Source organism: Croceibacterium atlanticum (assembly GCF_001008165.2).
Lineage (GTDB): Bacteria > Pseudomonadota > Alphaproteobacteria > Sphingomonadales > Sphingomonadaceae > Croceibacterium_C > Croceibacterium_C atlanticum.
Window position 1 is genome coordinate 3,295,316 of sequence record NZ_CP011452.2, and the last position, 25,429, is coordinate 3,320,744.

Genomic DNA, 25,429 nt, shown 5'->3' on the forward strand with positions numbered 1-25,429 from the left:
CTTCTATCAGGTCCGCAGGTTGATGATCGTCTGCGAAATCTGGGTCGCAGTGTCGATCGCCTTGGCATTGGCCTGGAAATTGCGCTGGGCCGTGATCAGGCCGACCAGTTCTTCGGCAATGTCGACATTGGACCGTTCCAGCGAACCGGACAGCAGCGTGCCGTACTGGCCATAGCCCGGAGATCCATAATTGGCGGCGCCGGAAATGCCGCTGACTTCCCAGTTGGAAGAGCCAACCTTCTTCAGGCCTTCCGGCGTGAGGAAAGAGGCGAGGGCGACACTGCCCAGGGGCAGGGTGGAACCATCGGCATAGGATGCGGTAACGAGGCCGTCAGTGCTGATCGAGACGCTGGCGAATTCCGATCCGGATGCATTGGTTGCCGGGATCTGGGTGTCTTGCGGGGTGTTCGAAGTCGGCGTGCCGTTGGCGTCCACCGGATAGGTCTGCAGCACATTGCCCGAACCGTCCTGGATATTGCCGACCTGGTCGGTCGTGAAGGAACCGTTGCGCGTATAATAGGTCTTGCCGGTTTCCATGTTGACCGTGGTGAAGAAGCCGGGGCCCGTGATCGCGAGGTCGAGCGCGGAGCCGGTCTGTTCGATCGGGCCGAGTTCAAAGACCTGGGTGATGGATTCCACGGTGGAGCCCACGCCCTGGATCATGCGCGGATTGGTCAGCGCGGTGGCGGCCACGACATCGCCGAAATCCGTGCGGCTCTTCTTGAAGCCGTTGGTTTCGGCATTTGCGATATTGTTGGCGATCACGCCCAGATCGGTCTGGGAATTCTTCAATCCGTTCAGCGACACATAGAAGGACATCGGTGTAACTCCTGATCAGTTCTCGGTAGTTTCGGTATTGGCTGCGCCATGGGCCTGGGCGGAGACCAGCAGGTCCAGCTTGTCGGAGATTTCCTGCAGCAACTCGGAACTGTCGGTCGTGGCCGACAGGGAGGAGAACTGCGCCATCTGCGCCAGCATGTCGGTATTATCGACCGGGTTGAACGGGTCCTGCTGCTGCATCTGGACGACGAGCAGTTCGAGGAAGTCTTCGGAGCCGAGCGAGGCGAAGCCTTTCCCGGTGGTGGAGGACGCGGCGGTGTTCGCCGCGCTGGTGGAGGCGATAGCCGTCATTTCATCCTCATTGTTTCGAGCATCAGCTGCTTGGCGGTCGACAGTGCATCGACCATGTTGCGGTACTGGCGGGACGCTTCGAGCATCTCGACCATCTCTTCATTCTCATCGACCGGGGAGACCCAGATATCGCCGTTCTCGTCAGCGAGCGGGTGGTCGGGATCGTGCTGCTTGATCGGTGCGGCCTCGGACGCCATCACGCGGTCGACGCGGACGGAACTGAGGCCGGTTGCCTGATCCAGTTCTTCGGAAAACACCGCGCGAACGGGGCGGTATGCTTCGCCTTCGCTGGCGGATACGCTGCCGACATTGGCCAGGTTGGAAGCGGCCGCATTCATCCGCACGAGCTGCGCGGACATGGCGCGCTGCCCCAGCTGGAACATGGTCATCTGGTCGGACATCGTCATTCGCCCCTGATCGCGCGGGTCACGGTTTCGATCCGGCCCTGAAGGAAGGAGAGCGTGGCCGTGTAGGCGACGGCGTTTTCCGCGAAGGCGGTCTGTTCGGTCGCCATTTCGACCGTGTTGCCATCGAGACTGGGCATGACCGGAACGCGATAGCGTGTGGCGGTGCCGATGGCCTCGTCCCCGCTCGCACCACCCAGACGCGCTTCGAGCGCGGCATCGAAATCGATGTCGCGCGCCTTGTATCCCGGCGTCGCGGCATTGGCGATATTGGAGCCCAGCAGGCCAAGGCGCTGCGATCTGATCTCCAGCGCGGCACCGTGGACGCCGAAAAGTCCTTCGCTCATCACACACTCCACACAATAACTCGCACCCAATTAAGCAATTGGTGTGCCAAACTGGCGAAACTGGCGGAATTGCTGGGGTTTCAAGTCGACAAGCCGAGGAAGCGGCAAAGCATTGCCGTCCGGCGGCAAGTTTTGGCCATTCAGATTAAAAACGGCGAATTCCTGCCGTTCTGATGGTCAAGGAGACCCAATGACCGTCACGCAATTGATCGATCTGCCGGCCATCGCGATCGTGCTGGGGGGCACGATCGCGGCGACTGTGCTGCGCTGCGGCTGGCGCGATATGCGCGATATGCTGCGTTCTCTCGCACAGCTGCCGGCGCGCCCGTTCAACGCGGCGAGCGTGAAGGCGGAGCTCGCGGGGCAGGTCAGGGCCATACAGGAAGACGGGCTTCTGCGGGCCGAACTGCGGGGATCGGGCGATGACGAGTTCGATGGACTTTCGGGAACGCTGATCGGGCGGCGATCGGTCCAGGCGCTTTACGATGAACATGAACGTTACCGGCAGAAGAGGCTTGCTCTTGCGGAAACCGGGGCAGGCGTTCTGGCGGCCGCGGCCGAGCTTGCACCCGTGCTGGGGCTGGCTGGAACGCTGATCTCCCTGGGAAGCCTTTCTTCCGATGTGGCCGAAGGCGGTAATTATGCAGCCGCTATCGGCATGGCGATCACCACAACGCTCTATGGCCTGGTTATCGCCAACTTCCTCTTTTCCCCCCTGGCGGCCGCGGTGAAGCGCCGTTCCAGCGTGGAAGAATGCGCCCGCAAGGAATTGCTCGACTGGCTGGCGCAGGCAGTGAAAGACGCCAGCGGCCCGCGTGCCCTGCGCGAAGAAGTGCGGAAACGGGCCGCGCCTGACGGTCGGCGAAGGAATGCGGCGTGATCTCCCGCGGGGCGGGGGCAAGCTGGCAGACCGTGATCGCGGATCTCGCGCTGATCCTGTTCATGATCTCGGTTTCCGCCATCGGGGACGGCGACGGGGAGGATGAAGGGCAGGCCGCGCCGCAGGAGACAGTGCTGGCCAATCCGCTGCCGGCAGAGGGCGAGCCGATCGGCATTTACCGCGCGGGGCCCGATGCCCTGCCGATCGCCGACTGGCTTGAACAGATGCAGGCCGATCCGCGCCAGCGCCTGACGATCATGGCCCGCTATCCCAATGGCGCCTCGGTCGAAGCGGCAGGCGCAGCGCTGGCCCTGGCCGAGGAGGCCGGCGAAAGGGCCGGGCGCACGCGCATTCTCCTGGAACCGGGGGAACAGGCGGAACTGCTGGCGGTGCTGGCCTATGACGATACGCAGGCCGGCTGGCATGAAGATTGCACAGTTCCGGGCAAAGGTGGCGATGGTGCCACCATGCAAGGGGATAGACCATGCGTATCATCCAGCTCGCAGCGGGCGCCGCTGCGCTGACTGCTGCCTCTGGTGCAATCGCCGCCGGTTTTGCCGATCCTGCCACAATCGATCTCGAAGTTGCGCAGTTCACTGGCGCCCGCCAGGGCGAACCGGGCGGCGCGCGCCTGCCGGTCGACCGGCGGCTGAAACTGTCCAACTGCCCGCAGCCGCATGACCTTGAATGGTATGGCAGGAACCGGGAAACCGTGCTTGTCCGCTGCCCGGAACCGGGCGGCTGGCGGATTTTCGTGCCGCTGGTGGCAGAGCCGAAGCAGCAGATGGCCGCCGCCGCACCGGCCCAGCCGGTCGTCTCCCGCGGGGAATCCGTGACCATCGCCGTGCGCGGCAGTGGTTTTGTCCTGTCCCGCCAGGGAGAGGCGATGGAATCCGGCGCCGTGGGCGAATGGATCCGCGTGCGACCGGCGGGCAAACGTACCGATCCCGTTCGCGCCCGCGTGGTCCGGCCCGGCATGGTCGGCATGGATTTGCCGTAACCGGCAAAATTTTGTCGGGGGTGCCCCTTAAATATGCTCCCCCGCGGCCGTTCTGGTTATCGAATTGCTTTACGGAGCGGAACGATGAACCCGGTTGACGCGGCAAGTCTGAATGTGACTCAGCGCCTGAAAAACGGCGCATCGTCCCCCGTGTCACGCGCGGAAGCAGTCCGTCCTGCCGCCAGTGAAGGGGGCAGGACCGGCGCCGCCGTGACCACCGGCCTGAAAAAGACCGCATCGGCAGGAGCCGAAGCCCCGATCGATGTCGATCGGGTCGCGGAAATCCGCAAGGCGGTGGAAGAAGGGCGTTATCCGCTGGTCCCGACCCGCATCGGTGACGCCATGATTGCTGCCGGTTATCTGTTGAGGACCAAGTCGTGAACCAGCCCGCATCCCTTCGCGACCATCTGCGGCAAATGCTTGCCCTCCTGGAAGGGGAGCGGCAGGCGCTTGCCGCCCTGGACATGGATCGCATCGTCAGCTGCGCCGATGGCAAGCTGGAACTTTGCGCCGTGATGGAACGCTGCAACAAGGCGGATCTGGACGAGGAATGCACCGGCCTGCTGGACGCGGTGAAACGCCTCAACGAGGTAAACCGCAAGCTTCGCAACCTCATAGCCAATAATCTGCAGGCGCGGCTCCATTCGTTGACCGGCGCGGTCAACGTCTATTCGGGCCAGCGTCCCTCCGTGATTGCGGAGATGCCGCGCTAAACAGCAAACTGGCACGCTTGTTGCAGAACCCCGGGAGGATATTGATCAACCCCGGGGAAGAACGTGCCCTCAATCAATCCTGTCCGGCAAGGCGAAGTACACGCCGCCATTGCGCGCGCTTCCGCCGCAACGGGCGTGAATTTCGATTACCTGCTGGCGCAGGCCAAGCTGGAATCGGGTTTCGATCCTTCAGCCCGGGCAGGCACGTCATCCGCCGCCGGCCTCTATCAATTCGTCAACGGAACCTGGCTGGATACGCTGGACAAGCATGGCGCCGCGCACGGCCTTGGCTGGGCGGACAATGCGATCAGCCGCAAGGGCGGGCGGGCAGTGATTGCCGATCCGTCCATGCGGGCCGAAGTCATGGCCCTGCGTTACGACCCCAACGCCTCCGCATTGATGGCTGCGGAACTCGCGCGCGATAACAGCGCGGAGCTGGAGGGGTTTCTCGGCCGTTCGCCTGATTCTTCCGAACTCTATCTCGCCCATTTCCTAGGCGCGAAGGGCGCGCGGGATTTCCTGGGCGTGTTGCAGGCGACACCGTCCAAATCGGCGCCGGCCCTGTTTCCCAAGGCGGCGGCAGCCAACCGGCCCATTTTCTATGATGGCAACATGCCGCGCACCGTGGGGCAGGTGATGGATCTGGTCCGCGCCAAGGTCGACGGGGCAATGGATGCCAATCAGGGAAGTTTCCCGATGGCGGCGGCTTATTCTCAATCCCTGTCGGCATCGCAGGGCGGCGCGCCCGCCGCGCCTGCGCCGCCACCCATGAACCCTGCGCCCGCGCGGCCATCCATGGCCGAAACATTGCGCGCCACCTTCGGCACCGCTGGATCTTCCGCTGACGCGGCCGGCCAGCGGGTGAATGCCGCCTACGCCAAATTCAAGGCTTTCGGACTGTGAACCTGCGATCCCTCATTTCGCCAGCACTGGCGCTGCCTTTCGGCATATTGGCCGTCATCGTCCTGATGGTGGTGCCGATCCCGGCTATGGCGCTGGACATATTCTTCGTGCTGAACATCGCGCTGTCCGTGGCGGTGCTGATGGCTGCGGTGAATTCCCAAAAGCCGCTCGACTTTTCCTCCTTTCCTTCTGTTCTGCTGTTCGCGACCCTGTTGCGGCTGGCTCTCAACGTGGCGTCGACCCGCGTGGTGCTCCTCAACGGGCATGAAGGGGAAGCCGCCGCGGGCAAGGTGATCCAGAGCTTTGGCGAATTCCTGATCGGCGGCAATTTTGCTGTCGGCATCTTCGTCTTCCTGATCCTGATGATCATAAACCTGGTGGTGGTGACGAAGGGCGCCGGCCGCGTTTCGGAAGTGTCGGCGCGCTTCACGCTCGACGCCTTGCCCGGCAAGCAGATGGCGATCGACGCCGATCTGGCAGCCGGCCTGCTGACCGCGGAAGAGGCCAAGGCACGCCGCCGCGAAATCGCCACCGAAGCGGATTTCTACGGCTCCATGGATGGTGCCAGCAAATTCGTGAAGGGCGATGCGATTGCCGCAGTGCTGATCCTGGCGGTGAATATCATTGCCGGGCTTGTTCTGGGCATGATCAGCCATGGCCTTACCGCCGGGGAAGCGGGCGAACGCTATGTCACACTGGCCGTGGGCGATGCGCTGGTCGCCTCGATCCCGGCCCTGCTGCTGTCGATTGCCGCTGCCGCCATCGTTACCCGTGTAGCGGATACACGCGACCTGACGGGCCAGATTGGGGGGCAGCTTTCCGATCCGCGCATCTGGCTGCCCGTGGGCTTCGTGCTGGGCGCGATGGGCATGATCCCGGCCATGCCGCAAACCATCTTCCTGCCGCTTTCAGCCGGTGCTTTCGCATTGTGGCACTATCTGAAGAAGCGCAAGGAACAGGCGGCCTTCGCGGCAATCATTCCGGAACCGGAACCCGATCCGTCGCGGATCAGCATGGACGATATTTCCGAACAGGCACTGGTCACGGTGGAACTGGGCTATGGCCTGGTCCATCTGGCGGATGAGAGGCGCGGGGCGCCGCTGGTATCGCGCCTGACCGGATTGAGGCGGCAGATGTGCCAGTCCTTCGGTTTCATCATCCCGCAATTTCGCATCAAGGACAGTTTCGAACTCGCCCCCGATCGTTACCGCGTGACATTGGGCGGTGCGCCGTTGGGCACCGCGCAATTGCGCGCCGACAGGGTCCTTGCCATCGATACCGGGCAGGTAGGGCAGGAATCGTTGTTGCAGGGCGATCCGACCCAGGATCCCAGCTTTGGCTGCCCGGCTTTGTGGATCGAACCCGGCCAGCGCGATCTGGCCGTGGCGGAAGGCTATCTGGTGGTGGATGCGGAAAGCGTTGTCGCCACCCATGTGAACCAGCTGCTATCCTCGCGCCCGCAGGAATTGCTGGGGCCGGACCAGGTCCGCGAACTGCTCGACACGGTGAAGCAGCGCCACGGCCAGCTGGTGGAAACCATCACGCCGCAGCCGCTTTCCCTGGCACAGGTCACGCGTCTCCTGCGGGCCCTGCTGGCGGATGGCATTTCGCTGGCCCATCCGATTCCGGTGCTTTCCAGCCTGTCGCAGGCGGCACAGCAGACCACGGATCACAACACGCTGGTCGACATGATGCGCGCCGATCTTGGCCCGATGCTGGTGGGCAGCATTTGCGGCCCGGACGAGAAACTGCCGGTCATCACTCTCGCCGCAGAACTGGAAGAGATGGTGGTCGGCGGGATGCAGGATCCGACGACCGGGCAGATGGTGATCGAACCCGATCTCGCCCGTTCCATCGGGGAGCGTGTATCGCAGATCGTCAACAGCCTGCCCGCTGGCACGGCGGCCGCGCTGATCGTCCAGCCGCGCGCCCGGCGCCCGCTGGCATCCCTGCTCAAACTGCGCGCGCCAAGCTGCGCGGTTCTGTCCATCAACGAACTTCCGACCAGTCAGCCGATAGAAGTCATTTCGGTGATTGGCGGCGAAAGTCAGCAGCAGGGGCTGCCGGCACCGAATTCGCACAGTCAGGAAACGCCGCATATGCATGACATGGAGGCAGTCCCCGCATGATCCACAACCATGCCGGCCTGCAGGCCGAACGAGTCTATCGCGATCCTATCGGGGAGCGTGTTGCGCGCTTCCTTCCCATGGTGCGCAAATATGCCTGGCATCTGGCGGGAAGCGCCGGACCGGAACTCGATGCCGAGGATCTGATGCAGGCCGGGCTGATTGCGCTGACGGAATGCGCGCAGAGGCATGAAGGGCCGGGTGAGGACGGCTTTGCAGCTTATGCCAAATTGCGCGTGCGCGGCGCCATGGTGGATTTGCTGCGCAGTTCCTCCACCGAAGCGCGCGGCACGCGCGAGCGACGGCTGCGCCTGGAAAAGGCCGAACAGGCCCTGCGTGCGCAATTGGGCCGCGAACCGCATATGGCCGAACTGGCTCAGGCCCTGGGGCTGAGCGTGGAAGAAACCTCGCGCCTGCGTGCGGGAAGTGCGCAAGTCTCGCTCACCTCGATCGACGATTGCTATTCGGACAGTGATGGATCCTTTGCCAGCGATATGCCGGACGCGGAAGAAATCCTGCTCCAGCAGGAAGATCGCAGCCAGCTGATCGAAGCGATCTCCGCGCTGCCGGAACGGTTGCAGATGGTTATCCAGCTCTATTTCGTGGAAGAGCTTAACCTGTCGGAGATTGCCAGCATTCTGGATGTCAGCGTGCCCCGCGTGCACCAGTTGAAGGCATCGGCGCTCAAGCAGATACGCTCGCAGATGGACGGTATGTAGGCATTATTGCCAGCCGCCGCCCAGCGCCTTGTAGAATGCGATGGCGGCGGCAGATCTGCCCGCCCGGGCCTGCAGTGCCTGGCGTTCTGCCCGGGTCAGGCTGAGGCGGGCCTGTTCCAGCACCAGCCTGCTGTCTTCCCCGCGTTCTTCACGCATCCGGACAAGGCGATATGCCTCCTGCTCCCGCTCCAGCGCCAGTTGCGCTGCACGGGCGGAGGCGCTGGCCGCGGCGAAGCGGTTGGCTGCGCCTTCGCTATCGGCCAGCGCCTGGATTATCGCCGCTTCATAACGTGCCGCTGCCGCCTGTGCGCGGGCGTCGGCGGCGCGCACCTGGGCGCGAATGGTGCCGAGCGAGAAGATCGGCCAGCTCACACTCGGTCCGACGCTGTAGCGGGTGCTGGCACTGTCGAAGAGATCGCCTGTCTGCTGCGCCTGTTGGCCCAGGCTGCCGATCAGCGAAAATCTGGGATAGAGATCGGCAGTGGCGACGCCGATCCCGGCAGTGGCTGCCGCCAGCTCCCTCTCCGCACGGCGAATATCCGGCCGCCGCGTCAACAGGTCTGAACGGATGCCGCTGGCGATGATGTCCGGCGCTTCGGGAACGGGCGCGCTGGTGGCCTGCAATTCAGGAACGATCGCTTCGGGCGTGGCCCCGGCGAGAACGGCCAGACGATATTCGGCCCCGGCCACTTCCGCTTCGATATTGCGCAAGGCGATTTGCGCGGCCTGGCTGGAAGAAGCGGCGCGGCTGGCATCGATGCGGTTCGCTTCCCCCGCATCCGCCAGCAGACCGGTCAGGCGGGCGACATTGGCCGCCGCATCTGCTTCCTGCCGCAGGATCGCCAGTTGCGCCTGCGCCTGGCGACAATCGACATAGGCACGGGCGATTTCGGCGGCGAGCACGATGCGGGCATCGCGTTCTGCCCACATGGCCGCCTGTTCACGGGCGGCCGCGCTTTCCACTTCGCGGCTTGTCTTGCCCCACAGATCGATTTCCCAACTGGCATCGAAGCCTGTGTCGAATAGCGGGAAGGTGGGGTCGAAGCCGGGAATGCTGCCCACCGGCAATTGGCCGTTTTCGCTCAGCCGGTTTTCGGTCACGCTTGCACTTGTGCCACCCTGCGGCAGGCGGCCGCCCTGTGCGGCTTCGCGCTGGGCGCGCGCTTCGGCCAGTCGGGCGCTGGCTTCGGCCAGGCCGGGACTGTCGGCAAAGGCGCGTTCCACCAGCGCAGTCAGAACCGGATCGTTGAAACGGTCCCACCATCGCGGATCGACGGGATCGGCCGATACAGGCTCCATCCATTGATCTGACACGGCCATTTCGGGCCGTTGGTAATCCGGGCCGACAGTGCAGCCGGCCAGAAGGACCGGAACGAGAAAGGCGGAAAGGGGGCGGAGACGCATGGCGGTTACTCCATTCGCGCGCGGAACAGGCGCCCGGCGGCAGTCAATGTTATTATCGAGATCACGGCCAGCGGCCATAATTGCTGCAGCACTGCCGAAACGGGCATATCCTTCAGGAACAGCCCCTGCATCAGGATCAGGAAATAGCGGGCGGGGTTGAGATAGGTCACCGGCTGCAGCCAGACGGGCATGTTCTCTATCGGTGCGGCATAGCCGGACAGCAGCATCAGCGGCACAGTCACGGCGAAGGCGCCGAGGAAGCTCTGCTGCTGGGTCATCGACATGGAGGAAACGAACAGGCCGATCCCGATCAGCGAGAGCAGGTAAAGCGACAAGGCAGGGAAAAACAGCAGGACGGAGCCGGTATAAGGCACGCCGAACACGATCTGCGCCACCACCAGGAACAATATCCCGTTCACCAGCCCCACAAGGAAAGGCGGCACTACCTTGCCGGCCAGGATTTCGTGCACGCGCAGGGGGGAAACGAGCAATTGGTCGAACGTGCCCATCTCCCGCTCGCGCGAGACGGTCTGACTGGTGACGGCAATGCCCGCGATGGAGGAAATGATCACGATCAGGCCGGGCAGGGTGAACCATTTGAAATCCAGCGTCGGGTTGAACCAGTTGGTCACCACCGCGCCGCCGCCCCGCAATTGCGGAACATTTTCCAGGTTCATGTCGCTGACGATTTGGTTGATATAGCCATTGACGATCTGGGCCGCGTTGGATCTTCGCCCGTCCAGCACGATGCCGAGCCGGGCCTGCTGCCCGCGTTCCAGCGCGGTGTCGAAGCCATTGTCGATCACCAGCGCCGCGATCACATCCTGCCGGTCGATCGCGGCATCCAGTTCCTGCGCGGAATGGACATGGACCACTTTGCGGAAATTCGGGCTGCCCGCCACGCGCTGCACCAGCTCCGCCGCGTGAACGCCCTGCGAACGGTCGAGCACGGCAATATCGACATTGGTCACGTCCAGCGTCGTGGCGAAAGTGAAGATGAAAAGCTGCATCAATGGCGGCGCGATCAGCACGATCCGCGCCTTGGGATCGCGCAGCAGCGCCCAGATTTCCTTCACGACCATGGCTTTCAGGCGCTGCATCAGTCGAGGCTCCTTCGCGTCACGCGGAAGGAGAGGAGGAAGAAGGCCAGCCCGAACAGCACGAGCACGGCCATGTTGGGCAGGAATTGCGCCCAGATGTCGCCGGTGAGGAAGATCGTCTGCAAGGAGGGGATCAGATATCGGGCCGGCACGATATAGGTCAGCGCCTGGATCGGCAGCGGCATGGACGAAATTTCGTAGATGAAGCCGGATAGCAGGAAGGTCGGCAGAAAACTGGTCAGCAACGCCATCTGGCTGGCAACGAACTGGTTTTTCGTGGCCGAAGAAATGAACAGGCCAAGCCCCAGCGCCGGCAGCAGGAAGGCGGAGGAAAGCAGGTAGAGCGCGAGGATGGAACCGCGGAAGGGCAGGCCGAACAAGGTCACGCCGATCACCGCGCATAATGTCATGGATGCCAGGGCCAGCAGGAAATAGGGCAGGATTTTGCTGGCGATGAATTCCGCCATGGAAACCGGTGTCGCCATGATCGCCTCCATCGTGCCGCGTTCCCATTCCCGCGCCACCACCAGTGCGGTCAGCAAGGTGCCGATCATCGTCATCACCGTGGCGATGGCGCCCGGCACCAGGAAATATCGGCTGCGCAGGCCTGGATTGAACCAGTAACGCGAACTGACCTCTATCTGCGGCGTGGGCGGGGCGTCGGCCATTCCCTCCGCGCTCAGCCATGTCTGGAATACGCCCTGCGCATGGGCGGCGATGAAAGCCGCCATGTTGGGCTGCGATCCATCGGTAATGATCTGGATTTCCGGCACCCGGCCCGAAGCGACCACACGCCCGAAATCCTGCGGAATCACGATGATGCCGCGGGTCCGGCTGGAAACCATCCGCTCCCGCGCCGTTTGCCGGTCCCGCATGATTTCCACGTTGAAATAAGGGGATGCGGCGTAGGACTGGGTCAGGCCTGCGGCCGGACCGCTATCGTCTTCCACCACCAGTGCCACGCGTGTGCCGGAAATATCGAGCGATACGGCATAGCCGAACAGGAACAGCAGCAGCAGCGGCATGGCCAGTGCGATCAGGAAGGTGGAGGGATCGCGCCTGATCTGCGAAAATTCCTTCACGATCATGGCACGCAGGCGCCGCTTGTCGAAACGCAGTTTCTCCCCGCTCATGCCGCCTCGCCTTCCGCCGCTTCGCGCTTGCGGTCGCTTTCCTCGATCAGGGCGATGAAGGCATCCTCCATGCTGGGATCTTCCAGCCCGGCCAGTTTCGCGGCTTCTTCCTTCAACCCGTCGGGCGTGCCCCTGGCGATCTGTTCGCCGCGATAGATCAGCGAGACATCGTCACAATATTCTGCCTCGTCCATGAAATGCGTGGTGACGAGAACCGTCACGCCCTTTTCAACCAGGCCATTGATATGGGTCCAGAATTCGCGCCTCGTCACTGGATCGACACCCGATGTCGGCTCGTCCAGAAACAGCACGGGCGGCCCGTGCATCACCGCGCAGGCCAAAGCGAGCCGCTGCTTGAAACCCAGCGGCAGTGCGCCGGCATTCTGGTCCAGCTTGTCACCCAGATCGAAGATCTCGACCATGGCATCCTTGGCCTGCCGCGCCTCGCCCCGCGCAAGATTATAAGCGCCGGCAAAGAAATCGAGATTCTGCGCGACGCTGAGTTCATCATAGAGCGAGAATTTCTGCGCCATGTAACCGAGCGAACTGCGCGCCTCTGCCGCCGATATGCGCAGATCGTTGCCGGCCACCGATCCCGTGCCCTCGGTGGGGCTGAGCAATCCGCACAACATCTTGAACGTCGTCGATTTGCCCGCGCCATTCGGGCCGAGCAGACCGTAGATGTGACCCTGCGGTATTTCGAACTGCATATCCCGCGCGGCCGTGAAATCGCCAAAGCGCTTGGTCAGGCCCTTCGCCTCGATCGCGGGGCGGCCGCTGTCCGGAATGGTGCGAAAATGTTCGGCCAGGCGGCTGGAACCGCCGGGGCCGCCGCCCAGTATCTCTATGAAACCGTCTTCGAAACGCGGGGCGGTGCCGGTCACGGCGGTCCGACTTCCGCCGCCAAGGGCGCTGGCATCCGGTATTTCGCAATTGTCGCGCACCAGCAGGCGGACGCTGTGGCCCTGGATCGACCCGTCGATAATATCGTCCCGGTCGAGCATTCTGGTCAGGAAATGGCGGCGGCGCTGTTCAAAACCGCTGACCTGTATCACCCGGTCCGATATGCGGCCGGTCAGTTCCCCCGGCGGTCCGTGGAACAGCAATTTGCCGTCATTGAGGAGATAGACCGTGTCGCACTTCTCCGCCTCGTCCAGATAGGCGGTGGACCACAATATCGCGATGCCCTGCTGCGTCAGATCTTCCACCATGGCCCATAATTCGCGGCGGGAAATCGGATCGACGCCGACGCCCGGTTCGTCCAGCAACATAAGTTTGGGCGTGCGGACGAGAGTGCAGGCAAGGCCCAGCTTCTGCTTCATTCCGCCTGAAAGATTGCCGGCCAGCCGATCCTGGAACCGGGCAAGGTCGGTAAAGCTCAGCAGGCGGTCGAAGGTCGCGTCATGCTCTTCCTTGGGCAGGGCGCGCAATTCTGCATAAAGTTGCAGATTCTGGCGAACCGTCAGATCTTCATAAAGGCCGAAACGCTGCGGCATGTAACCAAGCTGGTCCAGCATTTCGCCGGCGGGGCGGCCAAGGATCGCGACCTCGCCTTCATCAGCGGCCATCAGCCCGGCCAGCAGGCGGATCAGCGTGGTCTTGCCTGCACCGTCGGGGCCGACAAGGCCGGTGATCCTGCCCGGTTCCACTTCCATGCTGACGCCGGCCAGCGCGGGTGTTTCGGCGCCGGGAAAACGCTTCACGACATCGCGCGCGGTGGCGGTCGCCTGGTCCGGGGCGTCGCCCATCGGGATCAGCCCTCGGCAGGGGCAGGGTTGGGGCGGGGGACGATCACCGTTACCGGCTGGCCCTGACGCAGGCGGTCATCCGGATCTTTGACGATAATGCGCATGCGATAGACCAGATCGGTGCGCAGATCTTCGGTCTGCACTGTCTTTGGCGTGAATTCTGCCTGCGGGGAGATATAGCCGATCTGTCCCTTATAAATCCTGGGATTGCCGTCCACTTCGACCTCCACCTCCATGCCGGGGGCGACGCGGGACAGATCCTGTTCCGCGACATAGGCCCGGATGCGCAATGGCCGGTCGATCGACATGGTCAGCACGGTCTGCGTCGGCTGAACGATAGCGCCCGGTTCCTGTGCGCGTGTCACCACGGTTCCGTCCAGCGGCGCTTCCAGCACTGTATCGCCAAGATCGGTTGTGATGCTGCCTCGCGCGGCGAGTGCGGATTCCAACTGCGCTTCGCCCGCGGCGATCTGTTCCGGCCGGGCGCCTTCGCGCAGTTTGGAATAGGTTTGCCGCGCCTGTTCCAGTTGCGCCTTCGCCTGATCGCGGGCGGCCACGGTGGCTTGCCAGACCTCGCGGCTGATCGCGCCGGGGCCAACCAGCGGTTCGCGCCTTTCAACGTCCTGCTGGGCCTTTTCATAGGCGGCCCGGGCAGCTTCAACCGCGGCGCTGGCCTGCCGGACATCCTGCGTGCGGCTGCCATTGCGCAATTCGGCCAGTTGCGCCCGCGCCCGGGCGATCGCCGCGTCCGCTTCGGCCACTCGCGCGTCGATCGGTGCGGGATCGAGCCGGGCCAGTTGCTGGCCTTGCTCCACCCGGTCGCCTTCTTCCACGGCAATTTCGGCAATCCTGCCGCCGACCCGGAAACCCAGATCGACTTCTCGAATATCGACATTGCCATAGAGTTTGAGCGGGCCGTTGCGATCATCGGCGAACAGGCCAAACCCGCTTGTCGAATAGGCGATGATGGCCAGCGCCACCAGGGCGATGATGGCGATCAGGCGCTTGTTCATCTGGTTTTCTCCGCATTGAGAATGGCGAGAATATTGCGTCGCAGCCGGTCACGCAGCCTTGCGGCCTGTTCCTGGCCCAGCTCTTCTACCTCCAGCGCCTTGCACACCGAAGCACGGGCAGAGCGCATGACCATGACCTGCCCGAAAAGCAGAATGGCCAGGGCCCGCAATTCGATCCGGGAATGATTGGGGCAGATACGCGAAAGCAGGGCCTGCACGCCCAGCATCAGATCTTCCATCACCCCGCGCCACAACCTGTCGAAAGCCTCGGTCGGATCCTGCTGTTCGCGCACCACGATGCGCGCCCAGTCGGCAGAGGCGGGATCCAGCATCATCACGGCCATGCTGTCCCCGACCAGCAGCACCCGTTCGATCGCTTCGTCGGGGGTGAGCGACATGGCATCGAGGAACAGGGCGAAGGCTTCTGTCTGCCTTTCCCGGATTTGCGCCGCGATGTGATCGGCGCAGGCGAGATAAAGCCCTTCCTTGCCGCCGAAGTGATAGGTGATGGATGACATGGCCGTATCCGCGGCCGTGGCGATGTCGCGCGTGCTGGCGCCTTCAAAACCGCGCCGGCCGAAATGGGCGACAGCCACGTCCATGAGGCGTGATTTCACCATGCGATTTCAATAATTCGTTCGATTGAACAAATCAAAACCTTTATGCTGCGAATGCGAAAAGGCGTGCCCGCCAGATGGCGGAAACGGGCATTGAGGGCGCAGGAAGCCTATTCGTGGCGCAGGGCGTCTATCGGATCCAGCCGGGATGCGCGGCGTGCCGGGTAATAGCCAAAGGCGATGCCCATCAGCGCGGAGAACAGGAAACTGATCGCATTGACTGCCGGATCGAACACATATGGCACGTCCAGAACCTGGGCGAGGCTGATCGAAAGAACGAAGGCCAGCCCGATGCCGATCATCCCGCCGAAACAGCACAGGACCACCGCTTCGGTCAGAAACTGCAATTGCACTTCGCGCGCCAGGGCCCCGATGGCCAGCCTTATGCCGATTTCCCGTGTTCTCTCCGTCACGGAAACCAGCATGATGTTCATGATGCCGATGCCGCCCACCATCAGGCTGATCCCCGCAATCGCGGCGACCATGGCGGTCAGCGCGCCAGTGGCAGAGGATATGGCGTCATTCACCTGCGCCGTATCAATGATGTCGAAATCATTGTCCTGCCCGCCCTGCAAAACGCGGCGTTCGCGCAACAGATCGATCAGTGCGTTCTGGATGCCGGTGCTGGAATAGGCGCTGGAATATTTGACGATGAAATATTGCAGATCCGTGCTGCCGGTGAAGCGCCGCTGCACGGTCTTGAGCGGCATGATCACGACATCGTCGGAATCCTGGTTGTTGATTGATGCGCCCTGTCCGCGCTCTTTCAACACACCGATGACCGTACAGGAAACGTCGCCCAGCCGCAGGTTTTCCCCCAGCGGGCTGCTGGATATGGGGAAGATCGCCGCGCGGACCTTGGTCCCGATCAGGCAGACGCTCTTGCCCGCAGTTTCTTCCGTCTCGGTAAAGGTGCGGCCCGCATCCACTTCGATCGATTGCCCCCGCAGGAAGGCGTTGTTGGCGCCTTGCACCGATGTGGACCAGTTCTGCCCGTTATAGATGGCCGTGGCATTGGCGCTTACGCTGCCGGCGGCCTCTTCCACCCCGGCGATCTGGCTTGCCACTGCTTCCACGTCATCGCCGTCGAACGGGCGGCCCGGGCCACGGTCGGTCCGCACCGGGAACACGATGAACACATTGGAACCGAGCGAGGAGATATCTTCCTGCACCGATGCAGTAACGCCGCGGCCCAGCGTGACCATGGTGATCACCGCCGCCACGCCGATCACGATGCCCAGCGTCGTCAGGAAAGAGCGCAACAGATGGCGCCTGATCTCGCGAAAGGCGAGCAGCAGGGTGGCGCCGAACATCAGGCGGATACTCCGTGATCGGCACGGGCGCCGCGTTCCACGCTTTCCACCAGCCCATCGCGAAAATGCACGATGGTCTTTGCGTATTCGGCCATTTCCGATTCGTGCGTGACCATCAATATGGTGATGCCGCCCTGGTTGAGCTTGCGCAGCAATTCCATGATCTCGATCGAGCGGGCCGTATCGAGATTGCCGGTCGGTTCGTCAGCCAGCAGCACGTCGGGATCGGTTACAAGTGCGCGGGCGATGGCCACACGCTGTTGCTGGCCGCCCGAAAGTTCCGCCGGCGTGTGATCGGCCCATGGGCCAAGCCCGACCAGATCGAGCGCCTTCATGGCTGCCTCTTCCCGCGCCGATTTCTTCTCGCCGCGATAGAGCAGGGGCAGTTCCACATTTTCCAGCGCGCTGGTGCGGGCCAGCAGGTTGAAGCCCTGGAAAACGAAGCCGAGATAGCGCCGCCGGATCAGGGATCGCTGGTCGCGGTTGAGCGATTGCACCTCCACCCCGCGAAAACGGAAGATGCCCGATGTCGGCGTGTCGAGACAGCCGAGGATATTCATCGTGGTCGATTTGCCGGAGCCGGACGGGCCCATGACCGCGACGAAATCGCCGCGGTCGATCTGCAGATCGATTCCCTTCAATGCCTGGAACGCGGTTTCGCCCTGGCCGAAGGTCTTGGTGATTCCTTCCAGTTCGATGAGGTGGCTATCGCTCACGACTGGTCTGCCCTGACCCCCGTGACCACCTTCATGCCCGGCTTGAGTTCATCGGACATCACAACCGTTCGCCGCCCGTCACTCTGCCCCGTCACCACATCATAGGGTTTCAGCGATCCGTCATCCTGCAGGACATGCACGACCTGGCGACTGCCGACGCCGATTGTCGCCTGCTGTTCTTCGCGCCCCAGGCCGATTTCCGGATTGAGCACGCCGCCGCCTTCTTCCTCTTCCTGCGCGTCGGGCGTGAAGCGCAGGGCGCCATTGGGCACGAGCAATTGTTCACCCGTGCTTTCCGTGGCGATCGTCGCCGTGGCGGTCATGCCGGGGCGGAGCAGGCCGTCCCCATTCGCCACCGCCAGACGCGCTTCATAGCTGACGACCGAATTGCCGGTGGAGCCTGCTGCGCCCGTGCTCGTGCCGCTGCTGCTGGCGGTTGCCGTATTGCTTGATGCAAGATCGATCCGCGTGACCTTGGCCGGGAAGCGACGGCTGGGATAGGCATCGACCACGAAGCTCGCATCCTGCCCGGGCGCGACTTGCCCGACATCTGCCTCGTCAATCGCCACGCGCAATTGCATGGTGGAAAGATCTTCCGCCAGCACGAACAGGGTCGGCGTGTTGAAACTTGCTACGACGGTCTGCCCCGGTTCGATCTGGCGGGCCAGGACCACGCCCGAAACGGGGGATCGGATCGCCGCGCGGTCGCGATTGGTTTCGTTGGAGGACAATGCCGCCTGGGCCGATGCGACATTGGCCCTGGCGGAAGCAAGCGCCGCCCTGTCGCGCAGGACCAGCCCTTCGGCCGCCTGAAGTTCCGTCTTCGACGGGACCTTGCCGCCCGAAAGCCGCAGCACTTCCTGCAATCGTTCGAGCTGGGCGGTGTCCACGTCCAGCGTGGCCTGCGCCTGCTCCACCGCCGCGCGTGCGGCATTCAGGCTGGCGCGGGCCTGGGTGATCTGATCCTCGATCACGTCGGTATTGATCCGGGCGAGCAATTGGCCGCGCGATACGCGGTCATTCACATCAACAAAGACTTCGTCGATGCGGCCCGACACTTCGGAGCCGACCTCCACCTGGTTGGTGGGCCGCAGATTGCCCGTTGCCGTCACCGTCAGGTCGAGCGATTGCCGGGCCACTTCCTCGGTAATGTAATCGGGCTTTCCACCCCCGCTGGTCCAGCGCACCACGATCAGCACCAGCAGGATGACGATCACGGCCGGAACCCAGTAACGGGCCCAGCGGCGCCAGCGCGGGCGTTCCGACGTGCCGAGAAAATCCTCGATCGCTTCGGGCTCTTGTGCCGTGTCGTTCATTGTTCGATCCCGTCGGTAGAAGGCATGGGATAGTCATCGGGCGACCATCCGCCGCCCAGGGCCTGGGTCAGGCTGATAAAGGCATTCGCGCGCTCCGCTTCCGCCGCGATCAGCGAATTGCGCGCGGAGAGAAGCTGGTTCTCGGCAGTCAGCAAGGTGCGGAAATCGGTCAGGCCGGACTGATACTGGCTGCGGGCCAGAATCGCGGAATTGTTCGCCGCATCCAGCGCTTCGCCGAATATGGCCACGCGTTCGCGCGCGGAACGCAGATTGACGGCGGCGCTTTCCACATCCTCCAGCGCGCCGAGGATGGATTGGCGCCATGCGGCCAACGCGCCATCGGCTGCGGCCTCTGCACTGTCGATCTGGGCTGCGGTGCGTCCTCCATCGAAGATCAGCTGGCTGATCGAGCCGTAAAGCGCGCCGGTGATCACGTCGAACAGGTCGCCCAGTCCGACGGAGGCGGTGTTTACCGTGCCGCTCAGTTGGACCAGCGGCAGCAATTGCGCCCTGGCCACGCCAACCCGCGCGCCGGCGGCGACCAGTGTCGCTTCGGCCCCGCGCACATCGGGGCGGCGGCGAAGTACCTCTGCCGGCGGTTCGAACCCGGCCATGATTGGCGGTTTGGGCACGGCGGCACTATCTGCAAGCAAGGCCAGAACCCGGCCGGGCGGCTCTCCGATCAGGGTGGAGATACCGTTGGCCGTGGCGGCCAGATTGCTTTCCAGCTGCGGAATGGTTGCCGCGGTCTGGGCACGCTGGGTCCGCGCCTGTTCGACATCGAGGCTGGAGACCAGACCGGCCTGGTTGCGCCATTGCGCGATCTGGAGATTTTCGTCCTGATAGCCCAGCGTGTCGCGCGCAATGGCCAGTTGCAGCGATGTGGCGTGGGCATTGATCGTTGCCTGCGCCACCTGGCCGACAATCAGCCTTTGCAGATCCGCCAGCGAATAACCGGCGGCAAGCAGATCTGCCTGCGATGCCGCGACATTGCCGCCGATCCGGCCGAACAGGTCCATTTCCCAGCTGGCATCGGCGCCGAGCGAGATTTGCAGATCGTCCTGTGCGAAATCGCCGACTTCCTGCGTCGTGCGGCCACTGGCGTTGATTTGCGGCAGCCAGCCGGCGCGGGCCTGGCGAAAGGATGCGCGGGCCTGTTCAAGCCGGGCAGCGCTCTGCGCGAGGTCGAGATTTTCGGCCAGGCCGGCTTGCACGAATTCACTGACCAGCGGATCGTCCAGCGTGGTCCAGTATTCGGCAATGTCCCGGCTGACTGGCGCCGGATCGCTTTCCGCCCATTGTTCGGGAATGTCGGATCCGGTCTGGGCGGGCGGGATGTAAGCTGTGCTGCAGGCCCCGAGAGAGAAAACCCCCCCGGCGCATACGGCGAGACAGGCGGCCTTGCGGACCGTTCGCCGTGAATACATCGGTTTTCCCCAATACCGCCCCATTCGAAACTTGATCCTAGGGGCTGTATTGGCATCGCGCAAAAGCGTTTTTGGTTCGAGGGGCAAGTTTTCTTGACAAGTGTCAATTCTCGTTGCCTGAAAGCAACGCTTTCCATTCTTTTCCTTTTTTGATTTTTTGCGTCGTCGGTCGATGGGCGGGAGGGGGGAAAGAACAATCGCGCCTGCTGCCGCATTTGGGCTTTGCTTGTGCCGGCGTATGTTTATCATACTAACAAACGGCATAGACCGGATGGGGAGAGGATGGGGATTTTCTCAGCTAATATGCGGCGGAATTGTGCCGCCTTCGCGGCGCTGGCCATTCTGTGCGCGCCAGTTGCGGCCTCCGCCCAGTCGGCGCGGCTGGACCGGGAAATCGACGAGCTGACGCAGCGCGTCGAAAGGCTGGAGGGCATTCGCGCGGTAAAGAAGTTGCAGCGGGCCTTCGGCTTCTATGTCGATCGCGGATTGTGGGGAGAAGCGGCGGATCTCTTCGCCGATGACGGTACGATCGAAATCGGCATTGACGGCGTCTATGTCGGCAAGGAGCGGATCCGCGAATATCTGAAACGCCTGCATGGCGGGCAGGAAGGCCTGATTTACGGCCAGCTCAACGAATGGGTTACGCTGCAGCCGGCCATCTCCATCGCCGATGACGGGATGAGCGCGACGGCGCGTTGGCGCGATCTGGGCATGTTGGGGCAGTACAAGCAACATGCCGAATGGCGCGACGGAATTTACGAGAACACTTATGTGAAGGGGGCGGATGGTATCTGGCGTATCCGTTCGCTCCATCTCTATGTGAATTTCGTCACCCCTTACGAAAAGGGCTGGGCGCGGTTGCAGCCGGGTGAAGGGCTGTTGCGCAGCGATGCATCGAAGGAATTTCCGCCCGACCGCGGGCCGAGCGATAATTATGAACCTTTCCCGGCTGTGCAGCTGCCACCGTTCCGGGCGCCGAACCCCGTGACCGGCAAGAACGTGGAAGGGGGGCAGTGATGCGCAAATTCGCTCTGTTGGCCCTGTCGCTGGGCATGGGCACTGCCGCTATTTCCGGCCCCGCATTGGCGCAGCAATCGCTGGAACAGCGCGTCTCCGCCTATCGTGAGCGGGTCGAGCGGCTGGAAGACCAGAATGACATAGAGAAATTGCAGGCGCTCTATGGCTATTATTTCGACAAGGGCCTGTGGGACGAGGTGGCGAGCCTTTTTTCACGGAATGGCAGTTTCGAATATGGCCAGCGCGGCGTCTATATCGGGCAGGACCGCATTCGCCGTGCCCTGTTGCTGTTCGGGCCGGAAGGCCTGGCGCCGGGCCATCTCAACAATCACATGCAATTGCAGGCCGTTATCGCGGTCGCCCCTGATGGCAGAACCGCGACTGCGCGCTGGCAGGGCATGGTGATGCTGGGCGAGCCCGGTGCGAACGGCCAGTGGGGCGTCGGCATCTATGAAAACGAATATGTGAAGGAAGGCGGCGCCTGGAAGATTTCCAGCCTGCATTTCTATGTCACGGCAAAGACCGATTACGATGCGGGCTGGATGCGCTCCACCATTCCGATGGAAGGGCAGAGCGCGCTGTTCCCGCCCGACGCCCCGCCGACGGAGCGGTATCGCGCATTGCCGGGCGCATATATTCCGCCTTTCAGTTTCGATCACCCTGTCACCGGGAAGCCGCTGTCGGACATTCCGCAGCCGGCTGACGACGTGTTGGGGAGGGAATGATGATGGTGAATTGTCCCAAGGCCCTTCGCATTGCCTCCGCTCGTCCTTCGACCGGCTCGAGACGGGCGGGTTGGGGGTTTGTGCGGCGGAGCTTTCTGGGCGGGCTGTTGCCGCTTGCCGCTGTTCTGCCCGCGCCAGCCATCTCCCAGACTGCTGAAGAACGGCTGGACGATCTTGATGCGCGGATCACCCGGCTGGAAGATCTCAACCAGATCGAGCGGGTGCAGCGGACCTATGGCTATTTCGTGGACAAGGGGCAGTGGACCCGGCTTTCCGAATTGTTTGCCGAAGATGCGACGCTGGAGATCGGCGGCAAGGGCATCTTCATCGGCAAGGACCGCGTGCTCGAATATATGCAGACCGCTTTCGGCCCTGATGGCGCGAAGCCGGGCCTGCTGGTCAATCACATGCAGTTCCAGCCGATCCCGGATGTCTCGCCCGATGGCAAGACCGGCTGGATCCGGTCCCGCGCCTATGTGATGAGCAATGGCGGCTGGGGCCTGCCGCTATATGAAGACCAGTTCGTGAAGGAAGACGGCGTCTGGAAAATCAGCCGCCTGACCGGGCCCTTCACCATGTACACCAATTGGGAGGGCTGGGGTAAAAACGCGCTCAACAACACCTGGCCGGACAAGTTCGATCCGCCGCCGGACCTGCCGCCCAGCACGGTCTATCTGACCTATCCCGCCTATTACATCGTGCCCTTCCACTATCCCAACCCGGTCACGGGGGAGAGCTTTGTCACCGACGCGGGCCAGGTTGGCGCCTATCACCGGCCGCCCGGCACGCCGGAACAGGCGCAATCGCTGACCGTGGGCCGGCTGGCTGACGGGACGCAGCCGATCGCCGAAGCCCCGAGGAATTGAGATGATGCTGTTCCGAAAACGCGCATCCGCTTTTGCCGGAGCAATTTTCGCGCCGCTCTGCGCGTTCGCCCTTGCTGGTTGTTCCGCCCTGGCAGGCGATGCGGATCCGCTGTCCGATCCCGCCGCAGGCGAATGGCTTAGCGACGGGCGAACCTATTCCGCGCAGCGATACAGCCCGCTGACGCAGATCGATGCGTCCAATGTCGGGGAACTGGGCCTGGCCTGGTATGACGATCTCGATACTTATCGCGGGGTGGAGGCGACGCCGCTTTATTCCGATGGCGTGCTCTACAACATCCTGCCCTTCAACATCACCATCGCCTATGACGCGAAGACGGGGGAACGGCTGTGGACCTTTGACCCCGAAGTGCCGCGTGAGATGGGCCGTTATGCCTGCTGCGAACCCGTGTCGCGCGGGCTGGCCATGTGGAATGACAAGATCATCATCGCCACTTTGGACGGGCGGCTGATCGGCCTGGACAGGAAGACTGGCGAACAGGTCTGGTCCACCCGGACCTTCGATAATGAAAAATATGCCTATACGATCACCGGCGCGCCGCGTGTGTTCGATGGCAAGGTGGTTATCGGCCAGTCTGGCGGCGATTTCGGCGTGCGCGGTTTCGTGATCGCCCTGGACGCCGATACCGGGGAGAAGCTCTGGAAATTCTATCTCGCCCCGGGCAATCCGGCGGACGGCCCCGATGGCGAAGCGTCGGACCCGATCATGGAGATGATCCGCAAGACCTGGTTCGGGGACAAGTACTGGGAACTGGGCGGCGGCGCCAATGCCTGGGATTCCATCGCCTATGACCCGGAAAACAAGCTGGTATTCGTCGGCACCGGCAATGGTTCGCCCTTGTCACGCTATCACCGCAGCGAGAACAAGGGGGACAATCTGTTCCTCTGTTCGATCGTGGCCCTTCATGCCGAAACCGGCGAATATGCCTGGCACTATCAGATGGTTCCAGGGGAAGACTGGGATTACACCTGCACCAGTTCCATCGTCAGCGCCGATCTGGAAATCGATGGCAAGCAGCGCCAGGTCATCATGCAGGCGCCCAAGAACGGGTTCTATTATGTGCTGGACCGCAAGACGGGCGAACTGATCAGCGCTGAAAGCTATGTGAAGGTCAACTGGTCCAGCGGGCCGGACCCGGAAACGGGCCGGATGATCGTCAACCCGGAAGTCCGTTATGGCACCGATCCGGTGCTGGTCTATCCGGGGCCGGGCGGGGCGCATAACTGGTTCCCCATGGCCTATAGCCCGCGCACGAAGCTGGCCTATTTTCCGGCCTATCAATCGGGGCGGACCTATGCGCTGGATCCCGATTTCAAGGCCAAGCCTTTCCGGTCCAATTCCGGTTGGGGCGGGTATGGCCCGCATCAGATCGACCGGACGCTGGCCCTGCAGAAGGAAGGGGACAAGGACGAACAGGCCTTCCTGGTCGCCTATGATCCGGTGAAGCAGGAAATCGCCTGGAAGGTTGATCTGCCCCGCCACGGCAATGGCGGCGTGTTCGTGACCGCTTCCGATCTCGTCTTTGAAGGGACAACGAAGCAGACCTTCGCTGCCTTCGACGCGAATACGGGCGAGCAATTATGGGAGTTTCCGACACAGAGCGCCCCGGTGGCGGGCGGCATCACATATGAACTGGATGGCGAACAATATATCGCCATCAATGCTGGCTGGGGCGGCGGCGCCGCGCAGATAGAGCGTGGGGCAGGCATCGAATTGCCGCGCTCGCCCGCGCGCCTGCTTGTATTCAAGCTGGGCGGAAGCGCGCAATTGCCGCCGCTTGCGGCGCAGGAACCCGTGCCGCCGCCACCGCCGCTCCGCGCGAGCGAAGCCGTGGTCCAGCGCGGGGCGAAGCTTTATGCCGATACCTGTTCGCAATGCCATGGCGACAATGCCGTGGGCGGGGTCAAAGACCTCCGGCATATGAGCGCCGAAGCGCATGAGAAGTTCAGGCAGATCGTGCTGGAAGGGCTCTATCTGGACAAGGGCATGGCTTCCTTCGCCGACCTGATCGACGAGGAAGAGGCGGATGCCATCCACGCCTATCTGATCGCGCGCGCCAACGAGGATTGGGGCGAATAAAATTGCCGCGGCCCGGCCGGTGACGCGGCACGGTCGGGCAATTGGCGAAGGGTCAGCCTTCGACCGCGGGCAGGCCCTTGTCGAGACGATCGGACAGGATTTTGAGCACGTCGTTCAGCTCGTCCACCGTCTGCTGCGGCAATCCCTGAAGCAGGCGTTCGCGCATTTCGTCGGCAATGTCGAAGATGTCGGAAAGCACGGTCTTGCCTTCCGGCGTCAGGCGCAATTTCTTGCTTCGGCGGTCGGTGGGATCGGGCAGGCGTTCCACCAGGCCGTCTTTCTCCAGCGTGTCGATCATGCGGGTCATGGTCGGCCCTTCGATCCGCAATCTCTTGGCAATATCCACCTGCGCGCTGAGTTCGGGTGAATTCATGATCGCCGACATGGCTTCCATCCGGGCAGAGCTCTGCCCGATTGCCCGCAGGCGTTCATCCATCAGCGAGCGCCATCGGCGCGCAACGATCACGAGTTGTATGGTCAGGCGGATTTCATCCGTCGATCCGCCGTTTTCATAGATCTGGAAACTGGACTTGCCGCCCCGCTTCGATGCCGGGCCGCTGCCCGCCTTCGCCGTCGTCATGATTACCTCGAACTGTCCACCGAACGGCCGATACCAATTGCGGCCATCAAAGTGTATTGCAGCCGCGTGCCAGAAAGGTAAACTCGCCCGGCTGCAAGTCTTTTCACGCGCGTATTTTTTACCCTCGTACAGG

General features: G+C 62.9%; 27 protein-coding genes. 12 read left to right on the forward strand and 15 right to left on the reverse strand.

Going from position 1 to position 25,429, the window contains the following annotated elements; translation table 11 throughout:
• Nucleotides 1-6: 6 nt before the first annotated feature.
• The 4 genes from WYH_RS15590 to flgB are packed head-to-tail and all read right to left on the reverse strand — an operon-like array spanning nucleotide 7 to nucleotide 1,882.
• Nucleotides 7-819, reverse strand: a complete 813-nt coding sequence (locus WYH_RS15590; RefSeq protein ID WP_046904563.1) for a flagellar hook-basal body protein — start codon at nucleotides 817-819, stop codon at nucleotides 7-9.
• A 15-nt stretch (nucleotides 820-834) separates the two neighbouring features.
• Entirely contained in the window at nucleotides 835-1,131 is a 297-nt protein-coding gene (locus tag WYH_RS15595) for a flagellar hook assembly protein FlgD (protein ID WP_046904564.1), read from the reverse strand.
• Nucleotides 1,128-1,538 carry a flagellar basal body rod protein FlgC gene (gene flgC / locus WYH_RS15600; RefSeq protein ID WP_046904565.1) on the reverse strand — a complete coding sequence of 137 codons (411 nt, stop codon included), beginning with the start codon at nucleotides 1,536-1,538 and terminating at the stop codon, nucleotides 1,128-1,130. Before flgC ends, WYH_RS15595 begins: the two co-directional genes overlap by 4 nt.
• A complete protein-coding gene (flgB, locus tag WYH_RS15605) occupies nucleotides 1,535-1,882 on the reverse strand; it encodes a flagellar basal body rod protein FlgB (protein WP_046904566.1) in 348 nt (115 codons plus the stop codon). Before flgB ends, flgC begins: the two co-directional genes overlap by 4 nt.
• Before the next feature lie 190 nt (nucleotides 1,883-2,072).
• Here flgB and WYH_RS15610 point away from each other — a divergent pair, with 190 nt between their 5' ends.
• The 8 genes from WYH_RS15610 to WYH_RS15645 all read left to right on the forward strand — a co-directional run bounded on the left by WYH_RS15610 (nucleotide 2,073) and on the right by WYH_RS15645 (nucleotide 8,223).
• Nucleotides 2,073-2,762, forward strand: coding sequence for a MotA/TolQ/ExbB proton channel family protein (locus tag WYH_RS15610; protein WP_046904567.1), 690 nt, complete (start codon nucleotides 2,073-2,075; stop codon nucleotides 2,760-2,762).
• Nucleotides 2,759-3,286, forward strand: a complete 528-nt coding sequence (locus tag WYH_RS15615; RefSeq protein WP_053833634.1) for a hypothetical protein — start codon at nucleotides 2,759-2,761, stop codon at nucleotides 3,284-3,286. Before WYH_RS15610 ends, WYH_RS15615 begins: the two co-directional genes overlap by 4 nt.
• Complete coding sequence (locus WYH_RS15620; protein WP_046904568.1) at nucleotides 3,247-3,762, forward strand: flagella basal body P-ring formation protein FlgA; 516 nt, start codon at nucleotides 3,247-3,249, stop codon at nucleotides 3,760-3,762. The genes WYH_RS15615 and WYH_RS15620 overlap by 40 nt, the downstream gene beginning before the upstream one ends.
• 84 nt (nucleotides 3,763-3,846) lie before the next feature.
• Entirely contained in the window at nucleotides 3,847-4,143 is a 297-nt protein-coding gene (locus tag WYH_RS15625) for a flagellar biosynthesis anti-sigma factor FlgM (protein ID WP_053833635.1), read from the forward strand.
• Complete coding sequence (locus WYH_RS15630) at nucleotides 4,140-4,475, forward strand: hypothetical protein (RefSeq protein ID WP_046904569.1); 336 nt, start codon at nucleotides 4,140-4,142, stop codon at nucleotides 4,473-4,475. Before WYH_RS15625 ends, WYH_RS15630 begins: the two co-directional genes overlap by 4 nt.
• Before the next feature lie 63 nt (nucleotides 4,476-4,538).
• On the forward strand, nucleotides 4,539-5,378 hold the full coding sequence (locus WYH_RS15635; protein WP_046904570.1) for a hypothetical protein: 840 nt from the start codon (nucleotides 4,539-4,541) through the stop codon (nucleotides 5,376-5,378).
• On the forward strand, nucleotides 5,375-7,507 hold the full coding sequence (locus WYH_RS15640; protein ID WP_046904571.1) for a flagellar biosynthesis protein FlhA: 2,133 nt from the start codon (nucleotides 5,375-5,377) through the stop codon (nucleotides 7,505-7,507). The genes WYH_RS15635 and WYH_RS15640 overlap by 4 nt, the downstream gene beginning before the upstream one ends.
• Nucleotides 7,504-8,223, forward strand: a complete 720-nt coding sequence (locus WYH_RS15645; protein WP_046904572.1) for a sigma-70 family RNA polymerase sigma factor — start codon at nucleotides 7,504-7,506, stop codon at nucleotides 8,221-8,223. Before WYH_RS15640 ends, WYH_RS15645 begins: the two co-directional genes overlap by 4 nt.
• A 3-nt stretch (nucleotides 8,224-8,226) precedes the next feature.
• On the opposite strand, the gene WYH_RS15650 is transcribed toward WYH_RS15645, so the two are convergent.
• The 10 genes from WYH_RS15650 to WYH_RS15695 all read right to left on the reverse strand — a co-directional run bounded on the left by WYH_RS15650 (nucleotide 8,227) and on the right by WYH_RS15695 (nucleotide 20,010).
• Nucleotides 8,227-9,627 (reverse strand): efflux transporter outer membrane subunit, encoded by a 1,401-nt coding sequence (locus tag WYH_RS15650; RefSeq protein ID WP_046904573.1) that lies wholly within the window; start codon nucleotides 9,625-9,627, stop codon nucleotides 8,227-8,229.
• Between the two features lie 5 nt (nucleotides 9,628-9,632).
• The gene (locus WYH_RS15655) at nucleotides 9,633-10,727 is read right to left on the reverse strand and encodes an ABC transporter permease (RefSeq protein WP_046904574.1); all 1,095 of its coding nucleotides are present in this window, start codon (nucleotides 10,725-10,727) and stop codon (nucleotides 9,633-9,635) included.
• The gene (locus tag WYH_RS15660; RefSeq protein WP_046904575.1) at nucleotides 10,727-11,860 is read right to left on the reverse strand and encodes an ABC transporter permease; all 1,134 of its coding nucleotides are present in this window, start codon (nucleotides 11,858-11,860) and stop codon (nucleotides 10,727-10,729) included. The genes WYH_RS15655 and WYH_RS15660 overlap by 1 nt, the downstream gene beginning before the upstream one ends.
• Nucleotides 11,857-13,608 carry an ATP-binding cassette domain-containing protein gene (locus WYH_RS15665; RefSeq protein WP_046904576.1) on the reverse strand — a complete coding sequence of 584 codons (1,752 nt, stop codon included), beginning with the start codon at nucleotides 13,606-13,608 and terminating at the stop codon, nucleotides 11,857-11,859. Before WYH_RS15665 ends, WYH_RS15660 begins: the two co-directional genes overlap by 4 nt.
• Before the next feature lie 5 nt (nucleotides 13,609-13,613).
• The gene (locus tag WYH_RS15670; RefSeq protein ID WP_046904577.1) at nucleotides 13,614-14,621 is read right to left on the reverse strand and encodes an HlyD family secretion protein; all 1,008 of its coding nucleotides are present in this window, start codon (nucleotides 14,619-14,621) and stop codon (nucleotides 13,614-13,616) included.
• Complete coding sequence (locus tag WYH_RS15675; protein ID WP_046904578.1) at nucleotides 14,618-15,241, reverse strand: CerR family C-terminal domain-containing protein; 624 nt, start codon at nucleotides 15,239-15,241, stop codon at nucleotides 14,618-14,620. Before WYH_RS15675 ends, WYH_RS15670 begins: the two co-directional genes overlap by 4 nt.
• A gap of 107 nt (nucleotides 15,242-15,348) precedes the next feature.
• Complete coding sequence (locus tag WYH_RS15680) at nucleotides 15,349-16,551, reverse strand: ABC transporter permease (protein ID WP_046904579.1); 1,203 nt, start codon at nucleotides 16,549-16,551, stop codon at nucleotides 15,349-15,351.
• Nucleotides 16,551-17,267, reverse strand: a complete 717-nt coding sequence (locus WYH_RS15685) for an ABC transporter ATP-binding protein (protein ID WP_046904580.1) — start codon at nucleotides 17,265-17,267, stop codon at nucleotides 16,551-16,553. Before WYH_RS15685 ends, WYH_RS15680 begins: the two co-directional genes overlap by 1 nt.
• On the reverse strand, nucleotides 17,264-18,583 hold the full coding sequence (locus WYH_RS15690; protein WP_046904581.1) for an efflux RND transporter periplasmic adaptor subunit: 1,320 nt from the start codon (nucleotides 18,581-18,583) through the stop codon (nucleotides 17,264-17,266). The genes WYH_RS15685 and WYH_RS15690 overlap by 4 nt, the downstream gene beginning before the upstream one ends.
• On the reverse strand, nucleotides 18,580-20,010 hold the full coding sequence (locus tag WYH_RS15695) for an efflux transporter outer membrane subunit (RefSeq protein ID WP_046904582.1): 1,431 nt from the start codon (nucleotides 20,008-20,010) through the stop codon (nucleotides 18,580-18,582). Before WYH_RS15695 ends, WYH_RS15690 begins: the two co-directional genes overlap by 4 nt.
• Before the next feature lie 303 nt (nucleotides 20,011-20,313).
• Between WYH_RS15695 and WYH_RS15700 the strand changes: the two genes are divergently transcribed.
• From WYH_RS15700 to WYH_RS15715, 4 genes are all read left to right on the forward strand, one after another.
• Entirely contained in the window at nucleotides 20,314-21,027 is a 714-nt protein-coding gene (locus WYH_RS15700) for a nuclear transport factor 2 family protein (RefSeq protein ID WP_053833637.1), read from the forward strand.
• Complete coding sequence (locus WYH_RS15705) at nucleotides 21,027-21,752, forward strand: nuclear transport factor 2 family protein (RefSeq protein WP_053833638.1); 726 nt, start codon at nucleotides 21,027-21,029, stop codon at nucleotides 21,750-21,752. The genes WYH_RS15700 and WYH_RS15705 overlap by 1 nt, the downstream gene beginning before the upstream one ends.
• An 80-nt stretch (nucleotides 21,753-21,832) precedes the next feature.
• Complete coding sequence (locus WYH_RS15710; RefSeq protein WP_169780811.1) at nucleotides 21,833-22,618, forward strand: nuclear transport factor 2 family protein; 786 nt, start codon at nucleotides 21,833-21,835, stop codon at nucleotides 22,616-22,618.
• Between the two features lies 1 nt (nucleotide 22,619).
• Complete coding sequence (locus WYH_RS15715; protein WP_156320165.1) at nucleotides 22,620-24,716, forward strand: PQQ-dependent dehydrogenase, methanol/ethanol family; 2,097 nt, start codon at nucleotides 22,620-22,622, stop codon at nucleotides 24,714-24,716.
• 52 nt (nucleotides 24,717-24,768) lie between these two features.
• Here the strand turns inward: WYH_RS15715 and WYH_RS17315 are convergent, their stop codons facing one another.
• On the reverse strand, nucleotides 24,769-25,296 hold the full coding sequence (locus WYH_RS17315) for a MarR family winged helix-turn-helix transcriptional regulator (protein ID WP_046904583.1): 528 nt from the start codon (nucleotides 25,294-25,296) through the stop codon (nucleotides 24,769-24,771).
• Between the last annotated feature and the right edge of the window lie 133 nt (nucleotides 25,297-25,429).

What these genes read in the sequence shown, in the direction of transcription:
- WYH_RS15680 (WP_046904579.1), bottom strand. Translation starts at nt 16,551, where the DNA reads ATGTTCGGCGCCACCCTGCTGCTCGCCTTTCGCGAGATCAGGCGCCAT.
- WYH_RS15610 (WP_046904567.1), top strand. Translation starts at nt 2,073, where the DNA reads ATGACCGTCACGCAATTGATCGATCTGCCGGCCATCGCGATCGTGCTG.
- WYH_RS15620 (WP_046904568.1), top strand. Translation starts at nt 3,247, where the DNA reads ATGCGTATCATCCAGCTCGCAGCGGGCGCCGCTGCGCTGACTGCTGCC.
- WYH_RS15590 (WP_046904563.1), bottom strand. Translation starts at nt 819, where the DNA reads ATGTCCTTCTATGTGTCGCTGAACGGATTGAAGAATTCCCAGACCGAT.
- WYH_RS15595 (WP_046904564.1), bottom strand. Translation starts at nt 1,131, where the DNA reads ATGACGGCTATCGCCTCCACCAGCGCGGCGAACACCGCCGCGTCCTCC.
- WYH_RS15675 (WP_046904578.1), bottom strand. Translation starts at nt 15,241, where the DNA reads ATGGTGAAATCACGCCTCATGGACGTGGCTGTCGCCCATTTCGGCCGG.
- flgB (WP_046904566.1), bottom strand. Translation starts at nt 1,882, where the DNA reads ATGAGCGAAGGACTTTTCGGCGTCCACGGTGCCGCGCTGGAGATCAGA.
- WYH_RS17315 (WP_046904583.1), bottom strand. Translation starts at nt 25,296, where the DNA reads ATGACGACGGCGAAGGCGGGCAGCGGCCCGGCATCGAAGCGGGGCGGC.
- WYH_RS15665 (WP_046904576.1), bottom strand. Translation starts at nt 13,608, where the DNA reads ATGGGCGACGCCCCGGACCAGGCGACCGCCACCGCGCGCGATGTCGTG.
- WYH_RS15695 (WP_046904582.1), bottom strand. Translation starts at nt 20,010, where the DNA reads ATGTATTCACGGCGAACGGTCCGCAAGGCCGCCTGTCTCGCCGTATGC.
- WYH_RS15715 (WP_156320165.1), top strand. Translation starts at nt 22,620, where the DNA reads ATGATGCTGTTCCGAAAACGCGCATCCGCTTTTGCCGGAGCAATTTTC.
- WYH_RS15690 (WP_046904581.1), bottom strand. Translation starts at nt 18,583, where the DNA reads ATGAACGACACGGCACAAGAGCCCGAAGCGATCGAGGATTTTCTCGGC.
- WYH_RS15625 (WP_053833635.1), top strand. Translation starts at nt 3,847, where the DNA reads ATGAACCCGGTTGACGCGGCAAGTCTGAATGTGACTCAGCGCCTGAAA.
- WYH_RS15670 (WP_046904577.1), bottom strand. Translation starts at nt 14,621, where the DNA reads ATGAACAAGCGCCTGATCGCCATCATCGCCCTGGTGGCGCTGGCCATC.
- WYH_RS15660 (WP_046904575.1), bottom strand. Translation starts at nt 11,860, where the DNA reads ATGAGCGGGGAGAAACTGCGTTTCGACAAGCGGCGCCTGCGTGCCATG.
- flgC (WP_046904565.1), bottom strand. Translation starts at nt 1,538, where the DNA reads ATGACGATGTCCGACCAGATGACCATGTTCCAGCTGGGGCAGCGCGCC.
- WYH_RS15700 (WP_053833637.1), top strand. Translation starts at nt 20,314, where the DNA reads ATGCGGCGGAATTGTGCCGCCTTCGCGGCGCTGGCCATTCTGTGCGCG.
- WYH_RS15645 (WP_046904572.1), top strand. Translation starts at nt 7,504, where the DNA reads ATGATCCACAACCATGCCGGCCTGCAGGCCGAACGAGTCTATCGCGAT.
- WYH_RS15650 (WP_046904573.1), bottom strand. Translation starts at nt 9,627, where the DNA reads ATGCGTCTCCGCCCCCTTTCCGCCTTTCTCGTTCCGGTCCTTCTGGCC.
- WYH_RS15705 (WP_053833638.1), top strand. Translation starts at nt 21,027, where the DNA reads ATGCGCAAATTCGCTCTGTTGGCCCTGTCGCTGGGCATGGGCACTGCC.
- WYH_RS15655 (WP_046904574.1), bottom strand. Translation starts at nt 10,727, where the DNA reads ATGCAGCGCCTGAAAGCCATGGTCGTGAAGGAAATCTGGGCGCTGCTG.